The 22,746-nt window shown below is 56.6% G+C and carries 19 protein-coding genes; 2 read left to right on the top strand and 17 right to left on the bottom strand.

What is annotated here, in order from left to right; all coding sequences use genetic code 11:
- Positions 1 to 4: 4 nt before the first annotated feature.
- From plsX to HY282_00655, 14 genes are all read right to left on the bottom strand, one after another.
- Positions 5 to 1,036, bottom strand: a complete 1,032-nt coding sequence (gene plsX, locus HY282_00720; GenBank protein MBI3802270.1) for a phosphate acyltransferase PlsX — start codon at positions 1,034 to 1,036, stop codon at positions 5 to 7.
- A gap of 28 nt (positions 1,037 to 1,064) precedes the next feature.
- Complete coding sequence (rpmF, locus tag HY282_00715) at positions 1,065 to 1,247, bottom strand: 50S ribosomal protein L32 (GenBank protein ID MBI3802269.1); 183 nt, start codon at positions 1,245 to 1,247, stop codon at positions 1,065 to 1,067.
- A gap of 27 nt (positions 1,248 to 1,274) precedes the next feature.
- Complete coding sequence (locus tag HY282_00710) at positions 1,275 to 1,808, bottom strand: DUF177 domain-containing protein (GenBank protein MBI3802268.1); 534 nt, start codon at positions 1,806 to 1,808, stop codon at positions 1,275 to 1,277.
- Positions 1,809 to 1,991: 183 nt separating this feature from the next.
- The gene (gene erpA / locus HY282_00705; GenBank protein ID MBI3802267.1) at positions 1,992 to 2,315 is read right to left on the bottom strand and encodes an iron-sulfur cluster insertion protein ErpA; all 324 of its coding nucleotides are present in this window, start codon (positions 2,313 to 2,315) and stop codon (positions 1,992 to 1,994) included.
- Between the two features lie 79 nt (positions 2,316 to 2,394).
- Complete coding sequence (locus tag HY282_00700) at positions 2,395 to 3,690, bottom strand: SLBB domain-containing protein (GenBank protein ID MBI3802266.1); 1,296 nt, start codon at positions 3,688 to 3,690, stop codon at positions 2,395 to 2,397.
- Positions 3,691 to 3,730: 40 nt separating this feature from the next.
- On the bottom strand, positions 3,731 to 3,931 hold the full coding sequence (locus HY282_00695; protein MBI3802265.1) for a hypothetical protein: 201 nt from the start codon (positions 3,929 to 3,931) through the stop codon (positions 3,731 to 3,733).
- A 223-nt stretch (positions 3,932 to 4,154) separates the two neighbouring features.
- Positions 4,155 to 5,465 carry a sigma 54-interacting transcriptional regulator gene (locus tag HY282_00690; protein ID MBI3802264.1) on the bottom strand — a complete coding sequence of 437 codons (1,311 nt, stop codon included), beginning with the start codon at positions 5,463 to 5,465 and terminating at the stop codon, positions 4,155 to 4,157.
- A 90-nt stretch (positions 5,466 to 5,555) separates the two neighbouring features.
- Positions 5,556 to 6,494, bottom strand: a complete 939-nt coding sequence (gene mdh, locus HY282_00685) for a malate dehydrogenase (protein ID MBI3802263.1) — start codon at positions 6,492 to 6,494, stop codon at positions 5,556 to 5,558.
- Between the two features lie 80 nt (positions 6,495 to 6,574).
- Positions 6,575 to 7,324: a tetratricopeptide repeat protein gene (locus HY282_00680; protein MBI3802262.1), complete on the bottom strand. Its 750-nt coding sequence runs from the start codon at positions 7,322 to 7,324 to the stop codon at positions 6,575 to 6,577.
- On the bottom strand, positions 7,321 to 8,382 hold the full coding sequence (locus HY282_00675; protein ID MBI3802261.1) for a lytic murein transglycosylase: 1,062 nt from the start codon (positions 8,380 to 8,382) through the stop codon (positions 7,321 to 7,323). The genes HY282_00680 and HY282_00675 overlap by 4 nt, the downstream gene beginning before the upstream one ends.
- Positions 8,383 to 8,557: 175 nt before the next feature.
- Complete coding sequence (locus HY282_00670) at positions 8,558 to 10,021, bottom strand: HD domain-containing protein (protein ID MBI3802260.1); 1,464 nt, start codon at positions 10,019 to 10,021, stop codon at positions 8,558 to 8,560.
- Between the two features lie 125 nt (positions 10,022 to 10,146).
- The gene (locus tag HY282_00665) at positions 10,147 to 10,515 is read right to left on the bottom strand and encodes a hypothetical protein (GenBank protein MBI3802259.1); all 369 of its coding nucleotides are present in this window, start codon (positions 10,513 to 10,515) and stop codon (positions 10,147 to 10,149) included.
- A 12-nt stretch (positions 10,516 to 10,527) separates the two neighbouring features.
- Entirely contained in the window at positions 10,528 to 10,812 is a 285-nt protein-coding gene (locus tag HY282_00660; protein MBI3802258.1) for a hypothetical protein, read from the bottom strand.
- Between the two features lie 93 nt (positions 10,813 to 10,905).
- Positions 10,906 to 11,163: a hypothetical protein gene (locus tag HY282_00655; GenBank protein ID MBI3802257.1), complete on the bottom strand. Its 258-nt coding sequence runs from the start codon at positions 11,161 to 11,163 to the stop codon at positions 10,906 to 10,908.
- Between the two features lie 615 nt (positions 11,164 to 11,778).
- Between HY282_00655 and HY282_00650 the strand changes: the two genes are divergently transcribed.
- Both HY282_00650 and HY282_00645 read left to right on the top strand, forming a co-directional pair.
- Positions 11,779 to 18,114: a hypothetical protein gene (locus tag HY282_00650; GenBank protein MBI3802256.1), complete on the top strand. Its 6,336-nt coding sequence runs from the start codon at positions 11,779 to 11,781 to the stop codon at positions 18,112 to 18,114.
- A 57-nt stretch (positions 18,115 to 18,171) separates the two neighbouring features.
- A complete protein-coding gene (locus HY282_00645; GenBank protein ID MBI3802255.1) occupies positions 18,172 to 19,161 on the top strand; it encodes a hypothetical protein in 990 nt (329 codons plus the stop codon).
- A gap of 33 nt (positions 19,162 to 19,194) precedes the next feature.
- Here the strand turns inward: HY282_00645 and HY282_00640 are convergent, their stop codons facing one another.
- The 3 genes from HY282_00640 to HY282_00630 all read right to left on the bottom strand — a co-directional run bounded on the left by HY282_00640 (position 19,195) and on the right by HY282_00630 (position 22,659).
- Positions 19,195 to 20,265: an AI-2E family transporter gene (locus HY282_00640; protein ID MBI3802254.1), complete on the bottom strand. Its 1,071-nt coding sequence runs from the start codon at positions 20,263 to 20,265 to the stop codon at positions 19,195 to 19,197.
- 67 nt (positions 20,266 to 20,332) lie between these two features.
- Entirely contained in the window at positions 20,333 to 21,214 is an 882-nt protein-coding gene (locus HY282_00635; GenBank protein MBI3802253.1) for a DNA integrity scanning protein DisA nucleotide-binding domain protein, read from the bottom strand.
- A gap of 62 nt (positions 21,215 to 21,276) precedes the next feature.
- Complete coding sequence (locus HY282_00630) at positions 21,277 to 22,659, bottom strand: bifunctional oligoribonuclease/PAP phosphatase NrnA (GenBank protein MBI3802252.1); 1,383 nt, start codon at positions 22,657 to 22,659, stop codon at positions 21,277 to 21,279.
- Positions 22,660 to 22,746 lie beyond the last annotated feature (87 nt).

The following is a 22,746-nucleotide window of genomic DNA, read 5'->3' as shown; positions in this document are numbered from 1 at the left end:
AGGCTCATGGACGCGGCACCCCTTCTTCCTTGGTGGAAACCGATCCCATCTGGGCCTCGATCTGCTCTTTGATCAGCCGATTCACCCCGCGGCTGTAGGATTCCTTGGCGACCCGAACGGCGTTTTTAATCGCCTTTCCGGAAGAGCGACCGTGGCAGATGATGCTGATGCCATTGACCCCCAAGAGCGGGGCCCCCCCATATTCGGCGTAATCGACCTTCTTTCGAAAATTAGAGAAGGCCGGCTTTAACAAAAAATAGCCGAGCTTCGCCAACGGCGAGGCGGTGATCTCCCGCTTCAAGAATTGGATGATCGCATCCGAGAGCCCTTCGGAAATCTTCAAGGCAACGTTTCCGATAAAACCGTCGCAGACGACGACGTCGGCCTCGCCGGCATAGACATCTCTTCCCTCGACATTCCCGATAAACCGGAGCGGACTCGCCTTGAGCAGTTTAAAAACCTCTTTGGTCAGCTCATTCCCCTTGGTGTCTTCCTCCCCGATGCTCAGGAGGCCGATCTTCGGCTCGGCCGCGCCGAGGATCTCCTTGGCGTAAATATGTCCCATGATCGCGAACTGAAAGAGGTGCTGCGGCTTGCAGTCGACGTTTGCCCCGACATCGATGAGGATCGAGGTTCCCTTCAGGGTCGGGAGGGGGGTTGCGATCGCCGGCCGCTCAACGCCGGTTAACGGGCCGAGGATAAAGAGGGCCGTTGCCATGCTGGCGCCGGTATTGCCGGCGCTGATGACTGCAACCGCCTCTGAACTCTTTACCAATTCAGTGGCGATCCAAATCGACGAGTCCCGTTTCTTTCGGACGACGGAGGAAGGAGATTCATGCATCTCAACCCGCTGGGGGGCGTGATGCACGGAGAGGGGCAGGCCTTGAATGGCATGTCGGGAGAGTTCTTTTTGAACTTCTTTTTCGTCGCCGACGAGAACGATCTCGACGTCGAGCTCACGGGCCGCCATCACGGCCCCTTCGACGACGGCGGCAGGGGCGTCGTCTCCTCCCATGGCATCCAGGGCAATCTTCATAGGACCTCTATCGGCAATCGGCGATCAACTAGACCTCTTCGACGGCGATTGCCTCACGTCCCTTATAGCTGCCGCAGCTGAGGCAGGCATGGTGGGGGAGCTTCGGTTCATGACACTGCGGGCAGAGGACATAGACGGGGGTCTGAAGCTTCTTGTGGGTCCGTCGGCTGTCCCGTCGCGCCCTGGATATTTTGTGTTTTGGATTCGGCATCTCTTCTCCTTCAGAATTTACAGAATATTATGATGATTTTTTCTTGTTCTCAAAAATTTCTTTTAAACCTGCCCAGCGGGGATCGGGCGCTTCGACCACACAGTTGCATTGCCTGACATTTAAATCCTGGCCGCACTGCGGACAGAGGCCGCGGCAATCTTCCCTGCAGAGCGGCCGCATCGGCGTCGACAAGATCAGCTGCCCTTCAACCTCTTCGCGAATGTTGATCGTCTCTCCGTCATAGAAAAGGAGATCAAGCTCCTCTTGCACCAACTCCTGCTCCCCTTCGGGGACCGATGTTCGAGGGACATATTCGACTTGGAAGTCGGACTCAATCGTGTTGGTCAGCGGCTTCAAACAGCGGCTGCATTCCGAGACGATCTCGGCCGTGATCGCCCCTCGAACATACACGTCCTCCTCGTTGTGCTTGATTGCTTTTACCAAGACATGAATGTTGCCTTTGATCGCAAACCCGCTTTTCGAGAGGTCAAATTCCTCAGGACCTTCTTCATAGGTGAGAAGAAGCCCTTCGGGTGGAATATCATTAATTTTAATTTCCATCTCAATACCCTATCTATTTCAAAAAGTTGGATTATATGGGACAAGGCCCCGGCTGTCAAGCAAACTCCGAACAATCTAGCGACAATCTAAAATGATCGGATCGCCCTCCAGCCAAAAAAAAGGGCCGATCTAAAGAACCGGCCCTTTTCTAATTCGATCAATTCCTGAACCCTTCGGACGCGCCTAGGCGCTGAACGACTGGCCGCAACCGCAGGTCGATTTGGCATTCGGATTTTTAATCGCGAACCCCGCTCCCTGCAGATTATCGACATAGTCGACTTCCGTTCCTTGGAGCATCGGCGCGCTGTAGGGATCGACAAAGAGCTTCACACCGTGCATTTCGAGCACGCTGTCCTCATCGGTGGCTTTCTCTTCAAAGGCCATTCCATATTGGTAGCCGGAACAGCCCCCTCCGGTGACATAAACCCGTAGTCCATAGCCGGCTTTCTGTTCCGCTTCCATGATCTCTTTTACTTTGGTTCCGGCCTTTTCCGTTATGATGACCATCGCTTCCTCCTCGTCACGCAATTTAGTTCATTATAGCAAAATTCTTCTACGTTTTATATAATCCTGATTTCGCCCTGATTCAAGCGGCCCCGACAAAAGGACAAGCTCCCTCTCGAACGTGGGCGGCATATTCTTCCTTAAAGCGGCGGTAGATGCTCTCAACGGCGATAGAAGCCCCCGTTAATAGATAACAATATCCCCTCCCTTTAATCATACCGCAGACCTGCTCGATCTGTTGGAGGTCCTTTTCATCCCCCCGGCCAGACTCTATCTTCTCAAGAATTTCAGAGATATGCACCGTTCCCAGCTTACAGGGGGGACACTGGCCGCAACTCTCTCTTCCAAAGAACCGGGCATACTGAATCGCGGACTGGACCATACAGACCTCTTCCGACATCACAATCACCGCGCCGGTCCCCAAACCGGTCCCAACAGCCTTCAACGCATCAAAATCGAGCGCCGTGTCTAGTTTATCGATCCCAATGATCGTATTCGACGGTCCCCCCGGGAAAACCGCCTTGAGCTGCTTTCCCCCCTTGATTCCTTCTCCATGAACTTCAATTAACTCGCGCAGAGAGGTTCCCAGCGGAAGCTCATACAGACCGGGACGGTTGACATCCCCCGTCAACGTAAAGACCAAAGTGCCTGGAGAAGTCGCTGTCCCACGGGATCGAAACCAATCGGCCCCTTCTCTGAGAATGTGGGAGACATTCGAGAGGGTTTCAGCGTTGTTGACGACGGTCGGCATGCCAAAGAGCCCACGGACGGCGGGATAATAAGGGGGCTTCTGCCGAGGTCTCGCGGCGCGGCCTTCAATCACCTCCAGCAGAGCTGTCTCCTCCCCCGCAACGTAGGTTCCAGGGCTTTTACAAAGGATGAGTTCGAGCCGGCGGGAAGAACCTTCAATCGGCCGTCCCCAATGCCCTTTCTCTTTAGCTTCCTGGAGCGCCTGCTCCATGAACTCGATCTCTTCAGTGTAATGGCCGTTTATATAAAGGTAAACCTCTTCTGCACCGACCGCGTAACCGGCGATCAGGGCGCCTTCGATTAATTGGTGGGGGTTAAACCGGAGAAGGTAGCGGTCTTTAAAGGTGCCGGGCTCATCCTCGGCGGCATTACAACAAAGGTATTTTTTCGGTTCGTTTCGTTGGACGACCATCTCCCACTTTTTCGCCGTGGGAAAGCCGGCGCCGCCACGGCCGCGAAGACCGGATTGCCTAATCGTCTCCAGAATCGCCGCGGGACCGATGCGCAATGCTTTCGATAACCCGGCATAGCCCCGGCGGGCCACATATTCCTGATAGCCCATCGGACGGACCGTCGGCAGATGTTCGAGAAGCAGATCACGATCGGTGAGTACATGCCGACTTTGCACGAACTGATTCCTTCTCAGGATGAGCCTTCTTGTCAGCGCGTTATGCCCTGGAGGAGGCCATCAACTTTCGATTTCTTGCCTGAAGATGGGGACGGTTCTGCCGGTTGGCCATGATGACCGGATCGACAATCTCACCACAGATGAGACATCGGTAGCCATAAAAAGAGATATGACCGGTATCGTCCTTGATATCTTCAAAGATCTGCGAAATCATACTTCCGCTACATCTGGGACAATCCATGGTGACCTCCTCGTTTAGGTTCATTTGCTAACCTAAAAATTGCAACATGAATGCCAGATGCTTTTTTTAAATTTTCCCCATATAAATCAATAAGATTACCGATTACATCCCGTAAAGGCATCGTTCACATTTGAAACAAATAATTTTAATTATTTCCATAAAATTATAATTTATACTAGCAATTTCAATATCTTAAAACATTTGTTTCATATTTAAACATGTTCTATATTGAAACAATATTGGGCTTGACAAGCCCATACTCTTTGAGTTTTCGCCACAAGGTGGTCCGGCTCATTTTTAATTTCTCCGCCGTTTTCTTATAATTCCATCCCGCCTGATTGAGCGCCTTTAAAATCAGCTCCTGCTCCATTGCCCTTAGAGGGTCGTCCTGCTCGATTACTTTGCCAATGATGTCACCACGGGATGTCTGAATATCCTTCAAAAGATGCTCTGCCTGAAGCACCTCGCCGGTACAAAACACCATGACATGCTCGATAATATTCTCAAGCTCGCGGATATTTCCAGGATAGTCATATTCCATCAGGATCTCCATCGCGTCCGGAGAGACCTGCGTAATCTTCTTTCCCATCTCCTTGTTAAATCGGTCGATGAAATGAGTAACCAGAAGCGGGATATCGTCTTTTCTCTCCCGAAGCGGCGGAAGATGGATGGGAACCACCCGGAGCCGATAATAGAGATCTTGGCGGAACTCGCGCATCTCGACGGCCTTTTTCAGATCTTTGTTCGTCGCGGCGATAATCCGGACATCGACCTTGATGCGGCGCGAATCACCGACCTTCTCGATCTCCCCTTCCTGAACCACACGGAGAAGCTTCACTTGGGTGGTCGGGCTGATGTCACCGATCTCATCGAGGAAAATCGTCCCGCCGTCTGCCAGTTCAAATCGCCCGAGCTTATGAGCAACAGCGCCGGTGAAGGCCCCCTTCACATGGCCGAACAGCTCGCTCTCGAGAAGCCCCTCGGCCAGTGCGCCGCAGTTGACCCGGATGAACGGTTTGTCCTCCCGTTGGCTGAATTGGTGGATCGAATGGGCGATCAACTCCTTGCCGGTGCCGCTTTCCCCCTCGATGAGGACCGTCGAATTAGTCTTCGCGATCTTCGGGATGAGGCGATACATCTCCTGCATCTTTTCGCTCTGACCGATAATGTTCTCGAAGGAGTATCGGGACCGCAAGACCTCCGCCATCGCCTTGCTCTTGATCCGCTCTTCGATCAATTGCCACATGAACTTTGCAGAAAGACCGCCGATCACCTCGACCTGGCCGGCATTCTTCTCCAGCCCTTCGCGCACCGCCTTGCTCCCGGTCACGTCGATCACCAGATCGGTCCCGTCTCGAATCAATTTTCGGTAATCGGTCGTCGTCGGAATTTTAAGGCGTCTCGCCAGGTCCATGCCGGGAGCGTCGGGGTTGGTGTCGGCGATCCCGACGACTTTCACAAGAGGATCTTTATGTAAGATCTCGATTAAGGCGGTTCCTCCCTTCCCCGCCCCGATCACGGCGACCCTGGTCATGATGAAAAACCTCGATGGAACGTGTTTCCCCTGATGCTTAAGAGAGATACCTTATGGTCGGAAAGAAATCGGGCGGAATGGAGAAGGTGATCAAATGATTTTATCGACCGCCTCGCACAGCTCCCTGACGGCCGCTGCGGAGCGGTTGAGATTGGTCTCTTCTTCCGGCGTGAGCTTGATCTGAATGATCTCCTCGATCCCTTTTTGCCCCAGCTTCACCGGGACGCCGACGAATAGATTATCAATTTTATACTCTCCCTGACAAAGGGCGGCGCAGGGAAGGATCTTTTTCTTATCTTTCACAATCGCTTCGGCCATCTCGACCACCGCCGCAGAAGGGGCATAAAACGCCGATCCCGTCTTGAGCAGTTTTACAATCTCGGCGCCGCCGTCGCGGGTCCTTTGAATTAATGCATCGAGCCGATCTTTCGGGAGCAATTCCGTCAGTGGAATCCCGGCGACGGTGGTATAGCGCGGCAGCGGCACCATGCTGTCCCCGTGGCCGCCTAAGACAAAGGCATGAACATTCTCCACCGAGACCCCCAGCTCCATCGAGATAAAGGCACGGAAACGAGCCGAATCGAGCGCCCCCGCCATCCCGATCACCCGCTCTCGCGGAAATTGACTGATCTTGTGTGCTACGTAGGTCATCGCATCGAGCGGATTGGAAACGATCAGAAGAATGGTGTCGGGAGAGCGCTGGACCACCTGCTCGGTCACCCCTTTGACGATCCCGACATTGACCCGCAGAAGGTCATCTCGGCTCATCCCCGGTTTCCTCGGAACACCGGAGGTGATGATCACGATGTCGGAATTCGCCGTCTCCTCATAATTGGCGGTCCCAATCACTCGGGTGTCGTAGCCGTAGATGGGGGCCGACTCCAGGAGATCGAGCGCCTTGGCCTGCGGCAGATCGGCATTGATGTCGACCAACACCACATCGGCGAACGCCTTTTCGGCCAATCGTTGCGCGGTCGTCCCGCCGACCTGACCGGCGCCGACGATCGTAATTTTGCTCTTTCTTTTCACGGCGATTTACCCCACCCACAGTGAAAGCACGGCTAAAGTGGTGTTATTGTACCCAAAAACGGAGGGTGATGCAAGCAAAACTACGGTGATTGGAGGTCGGCGAGGAGTTCTTGCGCTTCGATTCGATCGTTTTTCGATTGAACCCGATCCGAGGGGGCGGAGATCGCAAGGAGTCTCTCCAGCGCTCCTTTGGCTTGATCCTTTTTCCCCTTCTCCAGGCAGCTCTTGGCAAGCTCGAGATAGTGGGTTGTGCTGTTTGGGTTCGACTGAACCGCCGCTTCCAATGCCTCGATCGATTTTTTGATCGATCCCCCCATCAACCCGGGAACCTTCCGGTACAAGACCCCCAAGACATGGTGCGCCAGATCATTCTGAGGCTCCTGCGCCAAAACGGCGTTCATTTCACTTTTAATCGGCGAGATAAGGGAGAGCGATTTCATCACCCCCTGGGTCTCCCCGATCCGGCCATAGGCGATGCCGAGCATCAGATGGCCGCCGACGCTGTTCGGATCGGCCTCGATCGCTTTTTTCGCCCACCGTTCCATCTCTTTGTAGTCGGCCAGTTTTTCACGCTCGTCATCGGCAATATCGCCGCGCCAGCGGAACGACCGGGCGAGCCGCCAAAGAGCGGCGTCATTCTTTGGAGAAGTATCGATTGTTTTTTTGTATAATTCAATCGCTTTGTCGGCATGGCCCGGCTCATCCCGGCTCTCATACATCCGATCCCCCTCCGCCAGCAGCGCAGCGGGGTCGATGGGGGGAGGATCTTGCGCAAAGAGGAAGCCGGGTAAAAGCAGGAGAAGAAAAAGAAAGGCGATGCCTCTCTTCACGAATTTCCCTTTTTGGAGAGCAGCTCCGAGAAATCAGCGACCACCAGGCCGTAATTGAGCGAATAATTGTAGGAGGTGATCGAGCGGAAGTTTTCAAAAAGGGCGAGGAGCGCCTCTGTTCCCTCCTGCGGCTGATAAATGGCGAACGAGACCTCCTCGTCTTTCTGGCTGGACGCCAGAAGCGGGATCTGGATCCCGAGCTCCGCCGCGCGGCTGAGCGGCATCGTCTTTCGAATTCCGACCCCGACCGTTTTCATGGCGTCGGGGGAATCGCTTGCCAGATTCGCCGGAAGATAGGTCAACCCATTTTTCTTCCAACCAAAGGTCTTCAAATAATTGGCCACGCTGCCGAAAATGTCGGCCTTAGAGCTCCAGAGATCCTTCTTTCCATCCTGGTCGAAATCAACCGCATACTTTCGAAAACTCGTCGGCATGAATTGCGGAACGCCGAATGCCCCCGCATAAGAGCCATGGATTGAAAAGGGATCGACCCCTTCCTCTCGGCAGAGCAGAAGATAGGCGATCAGCTCGTCGCGATAAAACTTCTCCCGTCGCGGGTAGAGGGAATAAGCGGTATTCAGAATGTCAAAAACGCGGTACTTCTCGATCCCGCGCTGACCGAACTTCGTCTCGATCCCGAGGATGCTGCAGACGACCTCCTTCGGAACGCCGAACGCCTCTTCGATCTTTAAAAGCAGCATCAGGTTCTCTTGGATGTAGTTTCGTCCGGCGGCAACCAGCTCTTCTTTAATAAACCGCTTTCGATATTCATAATAAGGAAGGATCTCGGCGGGGCGCTCGAACTTTTCGATGATCTCGGGCTGAAGAACCGCTTTCCCAAAAAGGACTTTGAGCTCCGCGGCGGTAAAGGCATGTCGCTGCGTAATCTCTTTGATCAGAGCGACATATTTGGGATCGTTCAAATTAATTTTGACCGAATTCGGACCCGCGGATTGAGCAAAAACACGATCGGTCCAGGAGAGATCGAGCGAGAGAAGGGCGCCCCATCCGACGGCTCTCGGAAAGAGCGATTTCAAAAAGATCCTTCGGCTTTCCAACCATCCCCCTTTCAAGCCGGCGCCGCTGCTTCCTTGCTCGGCGAGACGCTAAAAAATTAAAAATAGAATAGTGGATATCCCCCTTTTTGTCAATGTTCGATGAGGGGATTCGCACCCGATGGGTGTATGAGATTGGGGTGTCAGATCGGGACGACGAGGAGGAGACTTTCTCTTTTTAAGAAGCAGCACCGGTGGGATAGCCGGCCAACGCTTCCTCCGCAATTCGCGACAAGAGGACATCGTGATCGTGGGTAAGGGCAAAAACGCGGCACTGGATCAGGGTCGCCGGGATCGGATCGACAAATTCCGTCAGCGCCTCCTTTGAGACGACCCGGGTGGAAGGGTTGAAGACATAAATCTGCCGCTCCCCCATCCGAAGCGGATCGATCGGCCGGGGATCCTGAATGGCCATATCGACCCGGAAGGGAAGATCCTTCCGCCCCGCCGGAAGCCGTTTTCTCATCTCTCGCTCCAGCTCCGTAGGGTCTAAGATCCACTTCTCCTTTTCGGCTTTATCTATCGAAAAGGTCGTGTCATAGGCCATTTTCCATTTGACGTCCCTCAGCAGAATCTTCTCCCACTCTTCATAGAGGCGTCGTCTTTCTTTCGCCGGAGAATTCTTCCACGACTTCACCTCCAAGAGAAGCGACCAGTCGGTCAGATCGACATAGGCGTCGAGCCGGTCGAGCGGATTGTAGGGAAAGATCTCTTTGAGGGTCTCGCGAAAGATATCCTTCAGATGCATGTCGAGCGATCGGGTCGTCCGATGGTAATAGACGTTGAAATAAAGATAGGAACGGGCATTCAAAAACATCGTCAACGCCGGCAGCCCCGCCTTGTGCAGCGTGAGCCCCTGGTCGGTAAAAAAGGTGTAGTGCATGAGCCGATCGAGATCGACCGGCCCAATCGCAACGCCACACATGTAGGAGTCGCGCAAGACGTAATCGAGGTTATCGGCGGTAAAAATCCCTGAGAAGAGCGGCTTGAGCATCACCAGCCAGCGGGGATATTCCTCCGGCGTCTTATAGTTTTTATCTTTATGAATGAGAAAGGCGACATGGTCGGGATCGAGCGTCTCACCGGGGGCGAACTCCCCGCTCGGACTTCTTCGGGTCTGCCGAATGATCTGGGCAAGCTCCTGCCGGATGATCGATTGGCCGAGCTTCTCGTGGGTGAGGTTAAATTCGTCGAGAAAGTTATCATCGAAGAAGTGGCAAAACGGCCCATGACCGATATCATGGACCAACACTGAAACACGGAGGAGCGACTCGATATAGCAAAAAGAAGGGCAAACCGGAACGACCTCTTTCAGCGACGGATAGAGATGCCGCGCAAACCGCCCCGCCACATGCATCGCCCCCAGCGAGTGGACGAACCGGGAATGCTCCGCCGAGGGATAGACCCAACGGGCCGATTGAAGCTGGTTGATGTAGCGAAGCCGCTGCATCCAACGGGAGTCGATCAGATCTTTCTCGGTCGCCTCCTCGCGTCTCCCGAAAGGGACGGTAAAGCTGATGTAATTGTGGATCGGATCGGCCAGGAGGGCCAGCCCTTCGTAGAGCATCTCCCGGCTGCTGATCGGATTTGGAGCAGCTTCTTCCCTATTGGATCGATTCGTCTCCATATTGAAATCGATCATATTCGATTTCAAGGGAGGGCGCAAGAGGAGAGCCGATGGTCGATTGCGGGATGCGGATTAAAAAATCTCCGGGTGAACTTTCCTTTATTTATTGAACTCCGCAATCCGTAATCGCCAATCCGCAATCAGAACGGTTCTTCGAACTTTGAGAAAAGCTGCCGGCAATGCCCTTCATGCGCTTCGCGCAGATCAGCGGAAAGGTGATCCCAATGGTACGTCCGCTCGATCGCTTCTTTCACCTTCTCCATTTGGGGAAGGGTCGGATATTCGAAGGGGGCGCCGATCGCGGCAAAGGCGGCGGCCGCAGCCGCGCGCATCTCACGGGCTTTTGCCTCGCGCCAGGCGACCGGGTCGGGCATGGCAGCGCCGGCCGCGGCCTCCCGCTTTTGGAGGGTGAGAATAAAGGAGGCCATCATCGCATCCCGCACCGTGTTGGCCGAGAGCATCTTCTTGGAGAGTTTTTCTTGGATGAATCGTTCAGGGTCTCTAAACATCCGCTCACCGCTTTATGTATAAATTTTCCCGAGGAGAAAAACAAAACCGGGAAGAACGAAAAAGGGGTAGAGAAAAAGTGCAATCACCCCGACCAAAAGATGGATCAGAAAAAGGGTGAGGAAACCGAGGACAAAGAAGACGTTGGCCACCAGAGAGAGGAGCGAGAGAAAGCGCCGGCTCTGAAAAGCACGAGGCCGTGTATAAACCGGATGTCGAAGGTGAACCCGTGCCAATGCCCTTAAAAAAGCCGAGAAGAGAACGAAAATCCCGCCGAATAAGAATTGCCCGCTCCACATGCAGCGCCTCTTTTTTCGGAGGAGGATTATATCAGATGCGCCCGGTAAAAGCCATGTCCTGTGCTATCGGGCGGAAATTCTCTAAATTGAGGTTTATTCGTTGATAAATCCGGGTTGGGTTTTTTCGAGCTGGTGACCCCGTTCGACGCCGAGTTGAACCACATCATAGGCGGCATAGCCGAGGGCGACAAAAAGGGCGATGACAACCACAAGCTTCAGAAATCGGCCCGGCTGGCGGACGGCATATAAAAGGAAGAGGAGCAGCAGCGCCACGCCGATCCACTTCAGCGCCACCGGCGAAAGCTGCGTCTGACTTAAGATAAATTGATAGACCCATTCGGTGATCTTCATCAATCAAAGAATAGATCTGAAGTATGAAGTTGTCAAACGAAGAGGCGCCGGGGTCTGCTTCGGCAGGCCGAATCGACCTGCCCACCCCCGCGCGTAGCAACCCTTCGGCTTCATTTTCCCGGGGTGAAGGCTTAACCGATCGATCACTAGCCCCTCGAGCGGTGTGGAATTTAATAATCACGATTTTTTCGTTGCAATCGAACCCAAAATAGCTTACAAATCTACATAAGATCTCTGAGGTATATTTTTTATATTTTATTCCTTATTGAATGCCCTCAACACCGGTCGACAGGAGGTAACGCGCGCCCTTAACTACATATCCGTCCAGGGTTCTGGTGGTCCGGCACTCCTTCGACGACCTTGCTTCTAAGCCATTCCCCGCTCATTCGATTCAATCTTTTCTTGCTTAGTTCTCTGTCTGTTCGAAACCCCAAAGCAAAAACAGGTCAACCCCCTCTTCTGAGGGTATTGCCGAGCCCAAGGATATGCCATAAACTAGCATTCCATTTTGGAATGAGGAGCATTCACGCTTTAATCACCAATCACTTCACTCTCCTGCAAGCTTCATAATATTAAAGAGGCTGCGGAAGAATACAAAGGGGACCAAGAGGGGGGATGAAACAACCGCATTTTCTGGCAACCGTGGCGCTGCTCGCCTGGGCAACGCTTTTTTCTTGGAACAGCTCCGCCTATGCCGACACCCTCCTTCTTCATCCCGCCGGCTCCGCCACCAACGATCAGATAAGCCAATATGTCGGCGGCACCGCCGCGACCGCGCTCGATACCAATGACGGAAACACTTCTTATGGACTCCTCCGAAGCAATGATACGGCGCGCCTTGCGTTGGACAATGCGTCAGATTTAGGAACGATCGTTTCAGTCCAAATCAAAACAGTTCTCAGGACCGATAGCAGCTTTAGTTTTGGCAGCGACCAATTCCGGATCGGCCTCCAAACCAACGGAACCGATTTCTGGAGCAGCAGCATTACCAGCAGCAGCTCCTACCAAGGCTATTCCGGCATCCTCTATCCGATCAATCCAAGCACCGGCACCGCTTGGACCTGGGCCGACATCACTGCCCTGAACGCGCTGGTGGACGATACCGAGCGTTCGACAGACTATCGGATTACCGAGCTCTATGCGGAGATCATTTACCAGCCGCCGGTCACCCTGTCGGTGACCAAGACCGGCACCGGGGCAGGCACCGTCATCTCCGCCCCGGCCGGGATCGATTGCGGGGCGACCTGTTCGGCCTCCTTCAACCTCCAGACGGTGGTGACGCTCACCGCAATCCCCGGAACGAATTCGACCTTTACCGGATGGACCGGGTGTAACAGCACACTGTCAACGACCTGTTCGGTCACAATGAGCGCCGCCAAATCGGTCACCGCCTCTTTTACCCTCCAGACCTTTGCCTTAACGGTCGCGAAGGGGGGGACCGGAACCGGAACGGTCACCTCCGCTCCCGCGGGAATCAACTGCGGGGCCACCTGCTCTGCCACTTTTAACGCGGCAACGGTCGTGACGTTAACCGCCAGCCCGTCGTCCAACTCCAACTTTATCGGCTGGTCCGGCTGCGACAGTACCGCCGGCACCTCCTGCACCGTGACGATGGGTGCTGCAAAATCGGTGACGGCCACATTCAACATTCAAACGTTTGCACTGAACGTGACCAAGAGCGGCACCGGGAGCGGAACGGTGACGTCTTCTCCAACCGGCATCGATTGCGGGGCAACCTGTTCATCCAGCTTCAATTCCGGCACCGCCGTCACCTTAACGGCGACCGCCTCGGCCAGCTCCGATTTCGCCGGCTGGTCGGGCGCCTGCAGCGGGAGCGGAACCTGTTCTGTGACCATCGATGGGACAAAGAATGTCACCGCCACCTTTACCCTCAAGACATTTACCCTCTCGGTTACGAAAGCAGGGACTGGTGCAGGAACGGTGACCTCTTCTCCTGTCGGGATTGATTGCGGTGCCGCCTGCTCGGCTTCTTTCAATATTTCAACTTCGGTCACGCTGACCGCCAGCCCCGCCTCCAATTCGACCTTCGCCGGCTGGTCGGGCGCTTGCAGTGGGACCGGCAGCTGCGTCGTCACCGTGGATGCGGCAAAAAGCGTCACCGCGACGTTCACCCTGAAAGCCTTTACCCTCTCGGTTGCCACCTCCGGGAATGGAACGGTGACCAGCAATGTCGGCGGAATTAACTGCGGCGCCAATGGGAATGTCTGCACCGCCACGCTGACCGTCGGTACCTCCGTGACGCTAACCGCCACCCCCGCCGGCGGCGCCACCTTCTCCGGTTGGTCGGGCTGCGACAGCGCTTCGGGAAGCAGCTGCACCCTCGCGATGAATACCGACCGATCGGCTGCCGCCAGCTTTGGCATTCAGACTGTCGCCCTGACTGTCTTGAAAGACGGCAACGGCTCCGGGACAGTCACCTCCTTGCCGGCCGGCGTGAGCTGCGGAACCGACTGCTCCGGCTTCTTCAACACCGGCACCTCCGTCACCCTCACCGCCGCACCGGTCGCTGACTCCAACTTTTCCGGCTGGACCGGCTGCGACACGGCCACAGGCGCTTCCTGCTCCGTGACAATGAGTGCTGCAAAATCGGTGACGGCCACATTCACCCTCAAGACCTTCTCCCTCACCGCAGCAAAATCGGGGGCCGGGAGCGGAACCCTTACCTCTGCGCCGGGGGGAATCAGCTGCGGGACCACCTGTTCGGCCTCGTTTAATATCGGAACCTCGGTCACCTTGACGGCCAGCCCGGCATCGAACGCCACCTTCGCCGGCTGGTCGGGCTGCGATAGCACTTCTGGAAACACTTGTACCGTGACGATGAACGCCACAAAGTCTGTGACCGCCACATTTAATGTTCAAAACTTCGCTCTGAACGTGACCAAGGGCGGCACCGGGAGCGGAGCCGTCACCTCCTCCCCAACCGGAATCGACTGCGGCGCCACCTGCACCGCGAACTTCAACTTCGGAGCGAACGTCACCCTGACCGCGACCCCCTCAGCCAACTCCGACTTCACCGGCTGGTCGGGCGCCTGCACCGGAACCGGCCCCTGCACCGTGACAATGGATGCAGCGAGGAGTGTCACGGCGACCTTTACCCTAAAGACCTTTAGTCTCTCCGTCGCCAAGACCGGGTCAGGAACAGGGACCGTTGCCTCTTCCCCCGCCGGGATTAATTGCGGCGCGACCTGTTCGGCCTCCTACAATTCAGGCACCTCGGTCACATTAACCGCCACCGCCGATGCAAACTCTCTCTTTACGGGCTGGTCGGGGGCCTGCAGCGGAACGGGGAGCTGCGTCGTCACCATTGATGGCGCCAAGAGCGTGACCGCCACCTTTACTCTCCGCACCTTCAGCATGACCGTCAGTAAAGCAGGCGCCGGAACGGGAACGGTCACTTCCTCTCCTGGCGGTATTGATTGCGGCGGAACCTGCTCGGCTTCCTTCAACAGCGGGGCTTCAGTAACGCTGACCGCAAGCCCTGCTTCTGACTCCACCTTCACCGGCTGGTCAGGCGCCTGCAGCGGAACGGGAAATTGCGTGATCACCGTAGACGCGGCAAAGAGTGTTACCGCGACGTTTGCGCTAAAGAGCTTCACCCTCTCGGTTACCACGGCCGGCAATGGTACCGTAACCTCCGCCCCTTCAGGAATCAGTTGCGGAAGCAGCTGTTCGGCCTCCTATACGATTGGCACGACGGTCACTCTGACGGCATCCCCAGATCCGAATGCCACCTTTTCGGGTTGGTCCGGCTGCAACAGCAGCACAGGAACCTCTTGCAGCGTGACGGTTGATTCCAATAAGTCCATTACTGCCAACTTCGGCACCCAGACCTTCTCTCTTACGGTGGTCAAGGCGGGGAATGGAACCGGCAGCATTTCTTCCGCTCCTGCGGGAATCGACTGCAGTCCTACCTGCTCCCTCTTCTTCAGCGCCGGAAAGGTAGTGACCTTATCTGCCCATCCGGACAGCAATTCGACCTTCACCGGATGGGGCGGCAGCGGCTGTACCGGCACTGGAGATTGCGTCGTCACAGTGGATGCCGCCAAGACGGTAACCGCCACCTTTACGGTGAAGACGCTTGGCCTTACCGTTACCAAGTCCGGCAATGGAACGGGAACCATCACCTCCGCCCCTACAGGGATCAATTGCGGCGCGACCTGCTCGGCTTCCTATAATTCGGGCACCTCGGTCACATTAACCGCCACCGCCGATACGGACTCTCTCTTTACGGGCTGGTCGGGGGCCTGCAGCGGAACAGGAAGTTGCGTCGTCATCATCGATGGCGCCAAGAGCGTGACCGCCATCTTTACTCTCAAGACCTTCAATATCATTGTGACCAAAGCCGGTACCGGTGCAGGAACGGTGACTTCTTCCCCCACCGGTATTACCTGCGGGGGAACCTGTTCGGCTTCCTTCAACAGCGGGGCAACGGTTACGCTGACGGCAAATCCCTCTACAAATTCCGACTTTGCTGGCTGGTCGGGTGGCTGTAGTGGAACGGGGACCTGTTCTGTGACGATGGATGGAATTAAGAACGTCACTGCCACCTTTACCTTGAAAACCTTTAGTCTGACGGTAAAGAAGGCAGGACCCGGAACCGGAACGATCGGCTCCAGCCCCGCCGGGATCAGCTGCGGCGGTACCTGCTCGGCCTCATTTACGGTCGGCACCTCAATTACATTGACGGCCACCCCGGCGAGCGGTTCGACCTTTGCCGGCTGGTCCGGTGGAAACTGCAGCGGAACTGGAACCTGTGTCGTGACTTTAGACGGAGCACAGGAAATCACTGCCACCTTCAACCCGCCGAACAGCTTCACCGTGACCGTGAATAAAACTGGAAATGGGATCGTCACGAGCACCGATCCGGACGGGATGAGCGGGATCAACTGCGGAGACATCTGCACCTCCGGTCCACTCAAGCCCAGCGCCTCTGTCACCTTGCTCGCCACCCCCAGACCGGGCGCCCCTTTCCTCGGGTGGAGCGGCGACTGCAGCGGCAGCCAGACCACCTGCAGCCTGACGATGGATAAAAATAAGTTCGTCAATGCCGTCTTCTCGAGCGGATTCAGCCTCTCTGCGGAAAGCGCTTCGGTTTCCATTCCGCAAGGGGGCTCGGGATCGGTCTCGCTGAATGTCCAGGGAACGCAAGGATTCACTCAGGCTGTCTCCTTCCAGCTCGGCGGGGCTCCTCTCCCTAACGGAATCACTGGAACGTTCTCCCCCGCTTCGGTCACCCCGCCCGCAGGCGGCTCGGCCAAGTCAACATTGACCCTCAATGTAGGCAAGACGGTCGACTGTCACGATTATCCCTTAACGGTGATTGCAAGCAGCGGCCCGGTCACGCAATCGGTCAATCTCACCTTGACGGTCGGCTGTCCCGGCTTAAAAGGGGACTACTACAATAATCCTGATTTTACCGAGTTTGTTTCAACCCAAACCGATCCGAAGATCGATTTCTCCTGGGGAACCGGAGCGCCTGACCTTGGACCGTCTGCCCCAGCGATTGCTCCCGACACCTTCTCGGTCCGCTGGACCGGACAGATTCAGATCGATACGGATGACACCTATGTCTTCAACGTCGTTACGACCGATGGGGTCCGTCTCTGGATCGACGGGGCGATTTTGATCGACCAGTGGAAGGAGACCGACGGCTTGGTTTCATTGGAGAAGGGGGTGGCGCTCACCGCCGGCTCGCACAATCTCAAATTGGAATATTTCGAAAATACAGGAACGGCCTCCCTGCAGCTGAATTGGTCGTCGAGCACCCTCCCATACCAGGTGATCGAGTCGCACTTAAGCACCCCGAAATCGACTGGGACCGCCCCCACGCTGCAATGGACCGGGGAGGCCAATTATCAGACCGACGGCCTCGATCCCGAGACCGGCACCGCCGACACTCCGTTTAAATTCCGCGTGACCTACAAAGACGCCGACGGAGATCTCCCGCTCGCCGGCACCCCGCGGCTGCATCTCCTCAAAGGGGGAAAAGAGGTCACCGGAAGTCCATTCGCGATGTCGCTTGAAAAGGGAGATCCGGTCGGCGGCATTCTCTATAGCTACAACAACCCGCTTCCGGAAGGGGCCGACTACACGTATTACTTCGACGCCCTCGATGCCACCGGATTGCAGGCGATCGCCTCTCCCTCGGTGCCGACGCCGACCGTTCCGTTGGCCGGTCCGCAGGTCGGCGCGTCGGATACGATCACCGTGGCAAACCCGCGCGGAAATGGATCGGTCATCCTTTCCATCTCCGCGGGAGCCTTCGAGAAGGCAGAGATCATCGATCCCGCCACGTTGACCACGATCCCCGGCGATCTGACTTTCCCCGTCGGTGTCCTTTCGTTAAAAATCAAAGGACTCACCCCCGGTGCAGAAACAGTCGTCAGCGCCACCTTCCCGGCGCCGATCACCGGGCAGGTCCTCTGGCTGCGGTATGACAGCGGCGTCAACCAGATGGTGTCGGCCGACGCAACCGGATCGCTCCTCTCCGGGGGAAATACAGTGACCCTCAAGTTAAAAGATGGCGATGTCGGAGACAGCGACCATACCGCCAACGGGGTCATTGAGACGATCGCCGGCCCCGCCACCAAGCCGGCGCCAGTCGCTTCCGGCAGCAGCGGAGGGGGCGGGGGAGGCGGCTGCTTCATCGCCACCGCGGCTTATGGAAGTTATCTCGACCCGCATGTCATGGTCCTTCGTCAGTTTAGGGACCGCTATCTCTTGACGAATCTTCCGGGACAACTTTTTGTTCAAACCTACTACCGCTACTCCCCGCCGATCGCCGACGTCATCCGGGCCCATGAGCCGTTGAGGACGGCGGTCCGATGGGCGCTGACCCCGCTGATTTTCCTGATTGCCTATCCCTGGGGCGGGGTCGTCTTCTTGGCTCTGATTGTCACAGCCCGCGGCGTGCGGAAGAATCACTTATAGAAACAGGGCGAGAGGCGCTTTTTCACCGATAAAGCACCGATAGAGGAGGACAGCCAGTTGACATCGTCCTCCCTCCAGTGGCAACATCATCGCATGAGACTCCGGCGCGCCATCCTTCTGACCTTTGTCCTCCTCCCCTTTCTCTTTGTCACCCTCGCTTCTTCCGCCGAGCCGGAGACGCGCTACTACTCCGATCGTTTCATTTTTCGCGGAAGAGAGATCGACAACCTGGTGCTCGCTGTCTTCACCTTCAGCCGGGGACAAGAAGACGATAAATTTTACGGGGAATTCTTCGGGGCGATCTTCGTCCACAATGAATGGTCCTTCTTGGAGGGAAATGACAAATACCTCTACAAGCCGGGCGATCTGAAGACGATTCAACCTTCTTACTTTGCCAAAGCGGAGGGCTCCCGCACCTCCGGATTCAAACTTCGCTATGACGGAGGGGACTTCACCATCAATGTCGCCAGCGGGCCGGTCCAGACGCTGTATGCCTCCGATGCCGGAAAAACCCTTCAACGACAGATCGGCGCCGCCGAAGCGGTTCTTACCCTCCGGGGAAAAGAATACTGGGGAGAGTTGATCCACGAGCCGGTCGTCTGGAGCGGCTTCAACGGCCTCAAGCGCTATAAAGGGCTCTATAAAGAATACCAAGCGTTCTATCTCATCACCGAGCGAGGGCGCGAGATCTACCTCCACCGGAACAGCGCCAGCGGGCAGGAGTTCCTCGATCGGTATCACTTCACCGAGACCCTCCTTCCCGAGGGAGGATTTATCCGATCGGCCAAGCAGCCGGCCTACTTCTTCAAGCCGCCGATCCCGCTCCGCCTCCTCAACAGCATCCATCCCCCCTTTGCCTTCTATCCTGTTCCCCAACGTTGGAAGGTCGATGCCCCCACCGTCGGCACCCTCTACGCTTGGTCACGAAAAAATGCTTCCAAGAACTGGGTCTGGGGCGGTTATTATTTAATGGCGATCGAAGGGGTGCTGAAAACCGGCGAGACGGAAGAACGGGCCTGGGGGGTCGCGGAATATATTCCGAATTAGGATAAGGGACCACGTTCGCAATTATGTTCGCGACTAGGTGCGATAAAGGACCGACTTTCGATACCGCTCCGTCAGCGCTTTGAAGAGAACGACCATCACCGCCGCCCCCGGCACCGCCAGCAGAATCCCGATAAAACCGAAGAGATCCCCGCCGATGTAGACCGCCGCAATCACCACCAACGGGTGAAGCCCCACCTGCTGCCCCATCACCAACGGGGCGACCACCAATCCCTGGACCGACTGGATCGCTGCGAAGAGGAGCAGAACATAAAAAGGGTGAAGCAGGTCTTGAAATTGGAGAAAGGCGACCAAGACGGAAAGAGAGAGGCCGACGGTGAAGCCGACGTAGGGGACGATCTCACCGAAGGCGGCGATGATCCCCAACACAAAAGCGAGCTCGACGCCGATCAGGGTCAATCCGGCGGAGTAGGCCCCCGCCAAAATCAAAACGATCAAGAGCTGCCCCCGGATGAACCCGCTCAACGATTGATCGAGCTCGTGAAGCCAGCGGTGCACCTCCGGCCGATGTCGGGGGGGAATATATTCGCCGATCCGTTGCTTCAGCCGATCAAAATCTTTTAAAAAATAATAAAATGCGAATGGGATAACGATCAGATTGGCAATCGCGAAGAGGAGATGCGCGGTATTCGAGAAGAAGGAAAGGAGAATCGCCGTGACCGGCTCGAAGATGCTCGGCGCCTGCTCCTTCAAGCGCGGGACGATCACCGCGCTCATCTCCTCAAAGGTGTTCGGAATATGGAATCCGAATCGGCCCTCCAGATAGGGAACCAGCTCTTTTTGCACCCGCTCGAGGTAGACCGGGAGCTCTTCCAGGGCGCGGGTCAGCTCCGATTGAATCACCGGAATGACGACGAGCAGGAAGAGGACGAACAACCCGACGATCACCGCCAAAATCGTCCAGATGGCGACAAAGCGGGGAACCCGCCGCCGCTCTAAATAACCGACGACCGGATCGAAAGCGTAGGCCAACAGCAGGGCGATAACAAAAGGGATCAGGACGCTTTTCGCCAAATAGACCAGGCCGATTCCCAGCAACAGGATCGTCAGCCATCCCCACCGCGCTTCCCGTCTTGTTTCCGTCATACTCTAGACGACCGATTCCCTCTCCGCCCGATACCCGCACCCGTGTAAAGCCACGCCGACGGAAAACTCAGACCGACTCTTCCCGCTCTCGATGAACCGCCTTTTCCAATTCCAGAATCGTCTCTCCTCCTTTGAAGATCCGGACGGCGCCGCTCGACTCGGAGACGACGACCGCCAGCGCCTGCGTCACCGCCGTGATTCCCGCCGCCGCCAGATGCCGGCTTCCGAGCCCGTGGAGAAGATCCCGCCCTTCGAATGCGGCGTCGAGATGCCGCCCGGCGGAGAGGATTACCCCGTCTTCCCGGATGATGAACGCGCCGTCGATCGCCGCAAACTCTTTCAACGTCTCCTTCAGCTTCGGATCGAGCACATTCCGCTCCTCCTCAGGATAGCCGTGGAAGGGGTTGATGATCATCTGCCGGGAGAGCTGCAAGACCCGCTCATGGTCGCCGAGGACAAAGAGCGCCCCGACCATCTTCCCCGCCCGCCCCTGGTACGCCAGCTCCAACGCCAGATTGAGGATCGCCTCGAAAAGATCATAGCGGATCTCGCGGGTCAGGTCGGAGAGCTCGGCGGAGGTGAGGACCTCAAATTCTTTTCCGATGTCGAGGACGACGATGCTGTCGAGAAATCCGAACCGCCGAATGCCGGAGAGACAGACGATCCGATCCCCCATCTGGACCTTTCCGGCGGAGAGGGCCATCATGACGCCGAGCTTCACCTGCCCCATCCGGGTCAGATCGATTTGAGGCACCCGGACGACCTGCTCGAAAGAGCGCTGCATCTCCTTAAACGAGCGCTCGCCCCGGGTGACCAGGACCAGCGCGATCTCCTTGGCGAGCGCCTTGAGCGGCGCGACCTCCTTCACCAAATCGGCGTAGAGAAGGATCGCCTGCGCCCCCACCTTCGAGCTGACCTCAGCCGCCGCCGAGAGGAGGATGTTATTCATTTCATGACTCGGTTTTTTTGCGATCGATCGAACCCTCTTGACGTCCCGTTTCCCATCCCGCTTCATGGGGTGATCGTCCCGCGCCGGGCGACCTCGAGGAGCAGATCGAAGAGCTTGTCGCGGACGAATCGCTCGTCGGTCTTTCGGAAGGCGGCGCGGAAGGCCGTCAGGGGGATCGTTGCCTTCGCCATGAATCGATGCCCGCCGGCCTGGCCGAGCCGCCCGAAGGCTTCTTTTAAGAGGCCGCCGGCATTTCCGGTATTTCCCATGTTCCGCGCCGAGACGATGAGGTTCCCCGAGACGATGCCGGAGATGATCGACCAATCGACCCCCTCCACCTGCGTGCAAAAATCGGCGAGCCGCGGGACGATGTCCTGCCGCGGGACCCGTCCGACATGCGAGACGAGAATTTTGCGCTCGATCCGCCAGCGCCGAATCGCCTTCTGGACGAAGCGGGCCTCCTCCTGCGGAAATTCCGGCCGCTCGATCTGCCGGATCAGCGCATGGTTGGCAAGCGGGTAGAGAAAAGAGAAGGCCTCGACATCGGCCGGATGGGTCCCCCGCTCCAAGAACGCGGTGTCGGTCCCGATGCCATAGAGAAGCGCCGTCGCCAGCCGCTGGCTGATCTTCACATCGTCGGCCCGCAGATACTCCGTCAGGAGGGTGGAGGTCGCCCCTTTGTTCGGCCGGATGTCACGGAACGCCGCGGGGTATCCTTTTTCTTCCGGATGATGGTCGATCACCACGTCGACCCGCGGAAACTTGACCCGAAAGCGGCTCGGCTGGGTGTCGACGAAGCAGAAGCGGTCGAAGTCGTGCAGCCGCGCGGCATCGATCTGCTCGACCTCGATCTCCAGCCGCTTGACCATGGCGATGTTCTCCGGCCGGTCGACCACACCGAACGACGCGATCGGCGCCGTCAGTTTATTCCGTCCGAGGAGCGTCCGGAGCGCGACGGCGGAGGCGATGGCGTCGGGGTCGGGATCGTCCTGAATCAGGATGACAATGCAGCCGGCCTCTTCAAGGAGCCGGCGGATCTTTCGGGTCTTATCGCGCAGCGTGACGGCATGCAGCTCCCACATCAACGACGAGGAGAGGAGCTCGCCGCAGGAGACCGTCCTCAGGTCGGCGAGCGGCTTGCCGATCGCCTCCCGGGTCAGGACAAGCGAGGGCTGAACCCCTTCCGAGGCGAGCGAGCGGTTCACCCGTTGAAGCGACCGGATGTCGGCCATTGCAATCAGCACCCAGTCGTCGGGATCGATCTTCGCTTTCTTAAAGATCGCGCCGTTTGAAAAGGTCCCCTGAAGGACCGGGACCCCCCTCACCTCCAGCTGTTTGGCGAGCACCGGCTCTTGAACAAGAAAAAGCCAGGCCGCTTCCACCTGGCTGACGCTCTTTAAGACGTCATAGAAGAAAAGGTCGTCGCAGACGACGATATACCGCATTGCTTTATGACTCTCCTTCGATGCCACACTCCATCGTACCTGAAATCAATACCGAGTTCAATCTTCCACTTGAACCCTTACGCTTAA

The sequence above is a fragment of the Candidatus Manganitrophaceae bacterium genome (assembly GCA_016200325.1).
In the GTDB taxonomy this organism is placed as follows: Bacteria; Nitrospirota; Nitrospiria; order SBBL01; family Manganitrophaceae; genus Manganitrophus.
Note: the sequence above shows the minus strand (reverse complement) of the source record. Positions and strands in the feature narration are given on the sequence as shown.

Bases quoted from the DNA above. Each gene is read 5' to 3' on its own strand.
- HY282_00650 (MBI3802256.1), top strand. From the start codon at position 11,779: ATGAAACAACCGCATTTTCTGGCAACCGTGGCGCTGCTCGCCTGGGCA.
- rpmF (MBI3802269.1), bottom strand. From the start codon at position 1,247: ATGCCGAATCCAAAACACAAAATATCCAGGGCGCGACGGGACAGCCGA.
- HY282_00665 (MBI3802259.1), bottom strand. From the start codon at position 10,515: ATGTTTAGAGACCCTGAACGATTCATCCAAGAAAAACTCTCCAAGAAG.
- HY282_00630 (MBI3802252.1), bottom strand. From the start codon at position 22,659: ATGCGGTATATCGTCGTCTGCGACGACCTTTTCTTCTATGACGTCTTA.
- HY282_00655 (MBI3802257.1), bottom strand. From the start codon at position 11,163: ATGAAGATCACCGAATGGGTCTATCAATTTATCTTAAGTCAGACGCAG.
- HY282_00690 (MBI3802264.1), bottom strand. From the start codon at position 5,465: ATGACCAGGGTCGCCGTGATCGGGGCGGGGAAGGGAGGAACCGCCTTA.
- HY282_00660 (MBI3802258.1), bottom strand. From the start codon at position 10,812: ATGTGGAGCGGGCAATTCTTATTCGGCGGGATTTTCGTTCTCTTCTCG.
- HY282_00640 (MBI3802254.1), bottom strand. From the start codon at position 20,265: ATGACGGAAACAAGACGGGAAGCGCGGTGGGGATGGCTGACGATCCTG.
- HY282_00695 (MBI3802265.1), bottom strand. From the start codon at position 3,931: ATGGATTGTCCCAGATGTAGCGGAAGTATGATTTCGCAGATCTTTGAA.
- HY282_00710 (MBI3802268.1), bottom strand. From the start codon at position 1,808: ATGGAAATTAAAATTAATGATATTCCACCCGAAGGGCTTCTTCTCACC.
- HY282_00635 (MBI3802253.1), bottom strand. From the start codon at position 21,214: ATGAATAACATCCTCCTCTCGGCGGCGGCTGAGGTCAGCTCGAAGGTG.
- HY282_00670 (MBI3802260.1), bottom strand. From the start codon at position 10,021: ATGATCGATTTCAATATGGAGACGAATCGATCCAATAGGGAAGAAGCT.
- erpA (MBI3802267.1), bottom strand. From the start codon at position 2,315: ATGGTCATCATAACGGAAAAGGCCGGAACCAAAGTAAAAGAGATCATG.
- plsX (MBI3802270.1), bottom strand. From the start codon at position 1,036: ATGAAGATTGCCCTGGATGCCATGGGAGGAGACGACGCCCCTGCCGCC.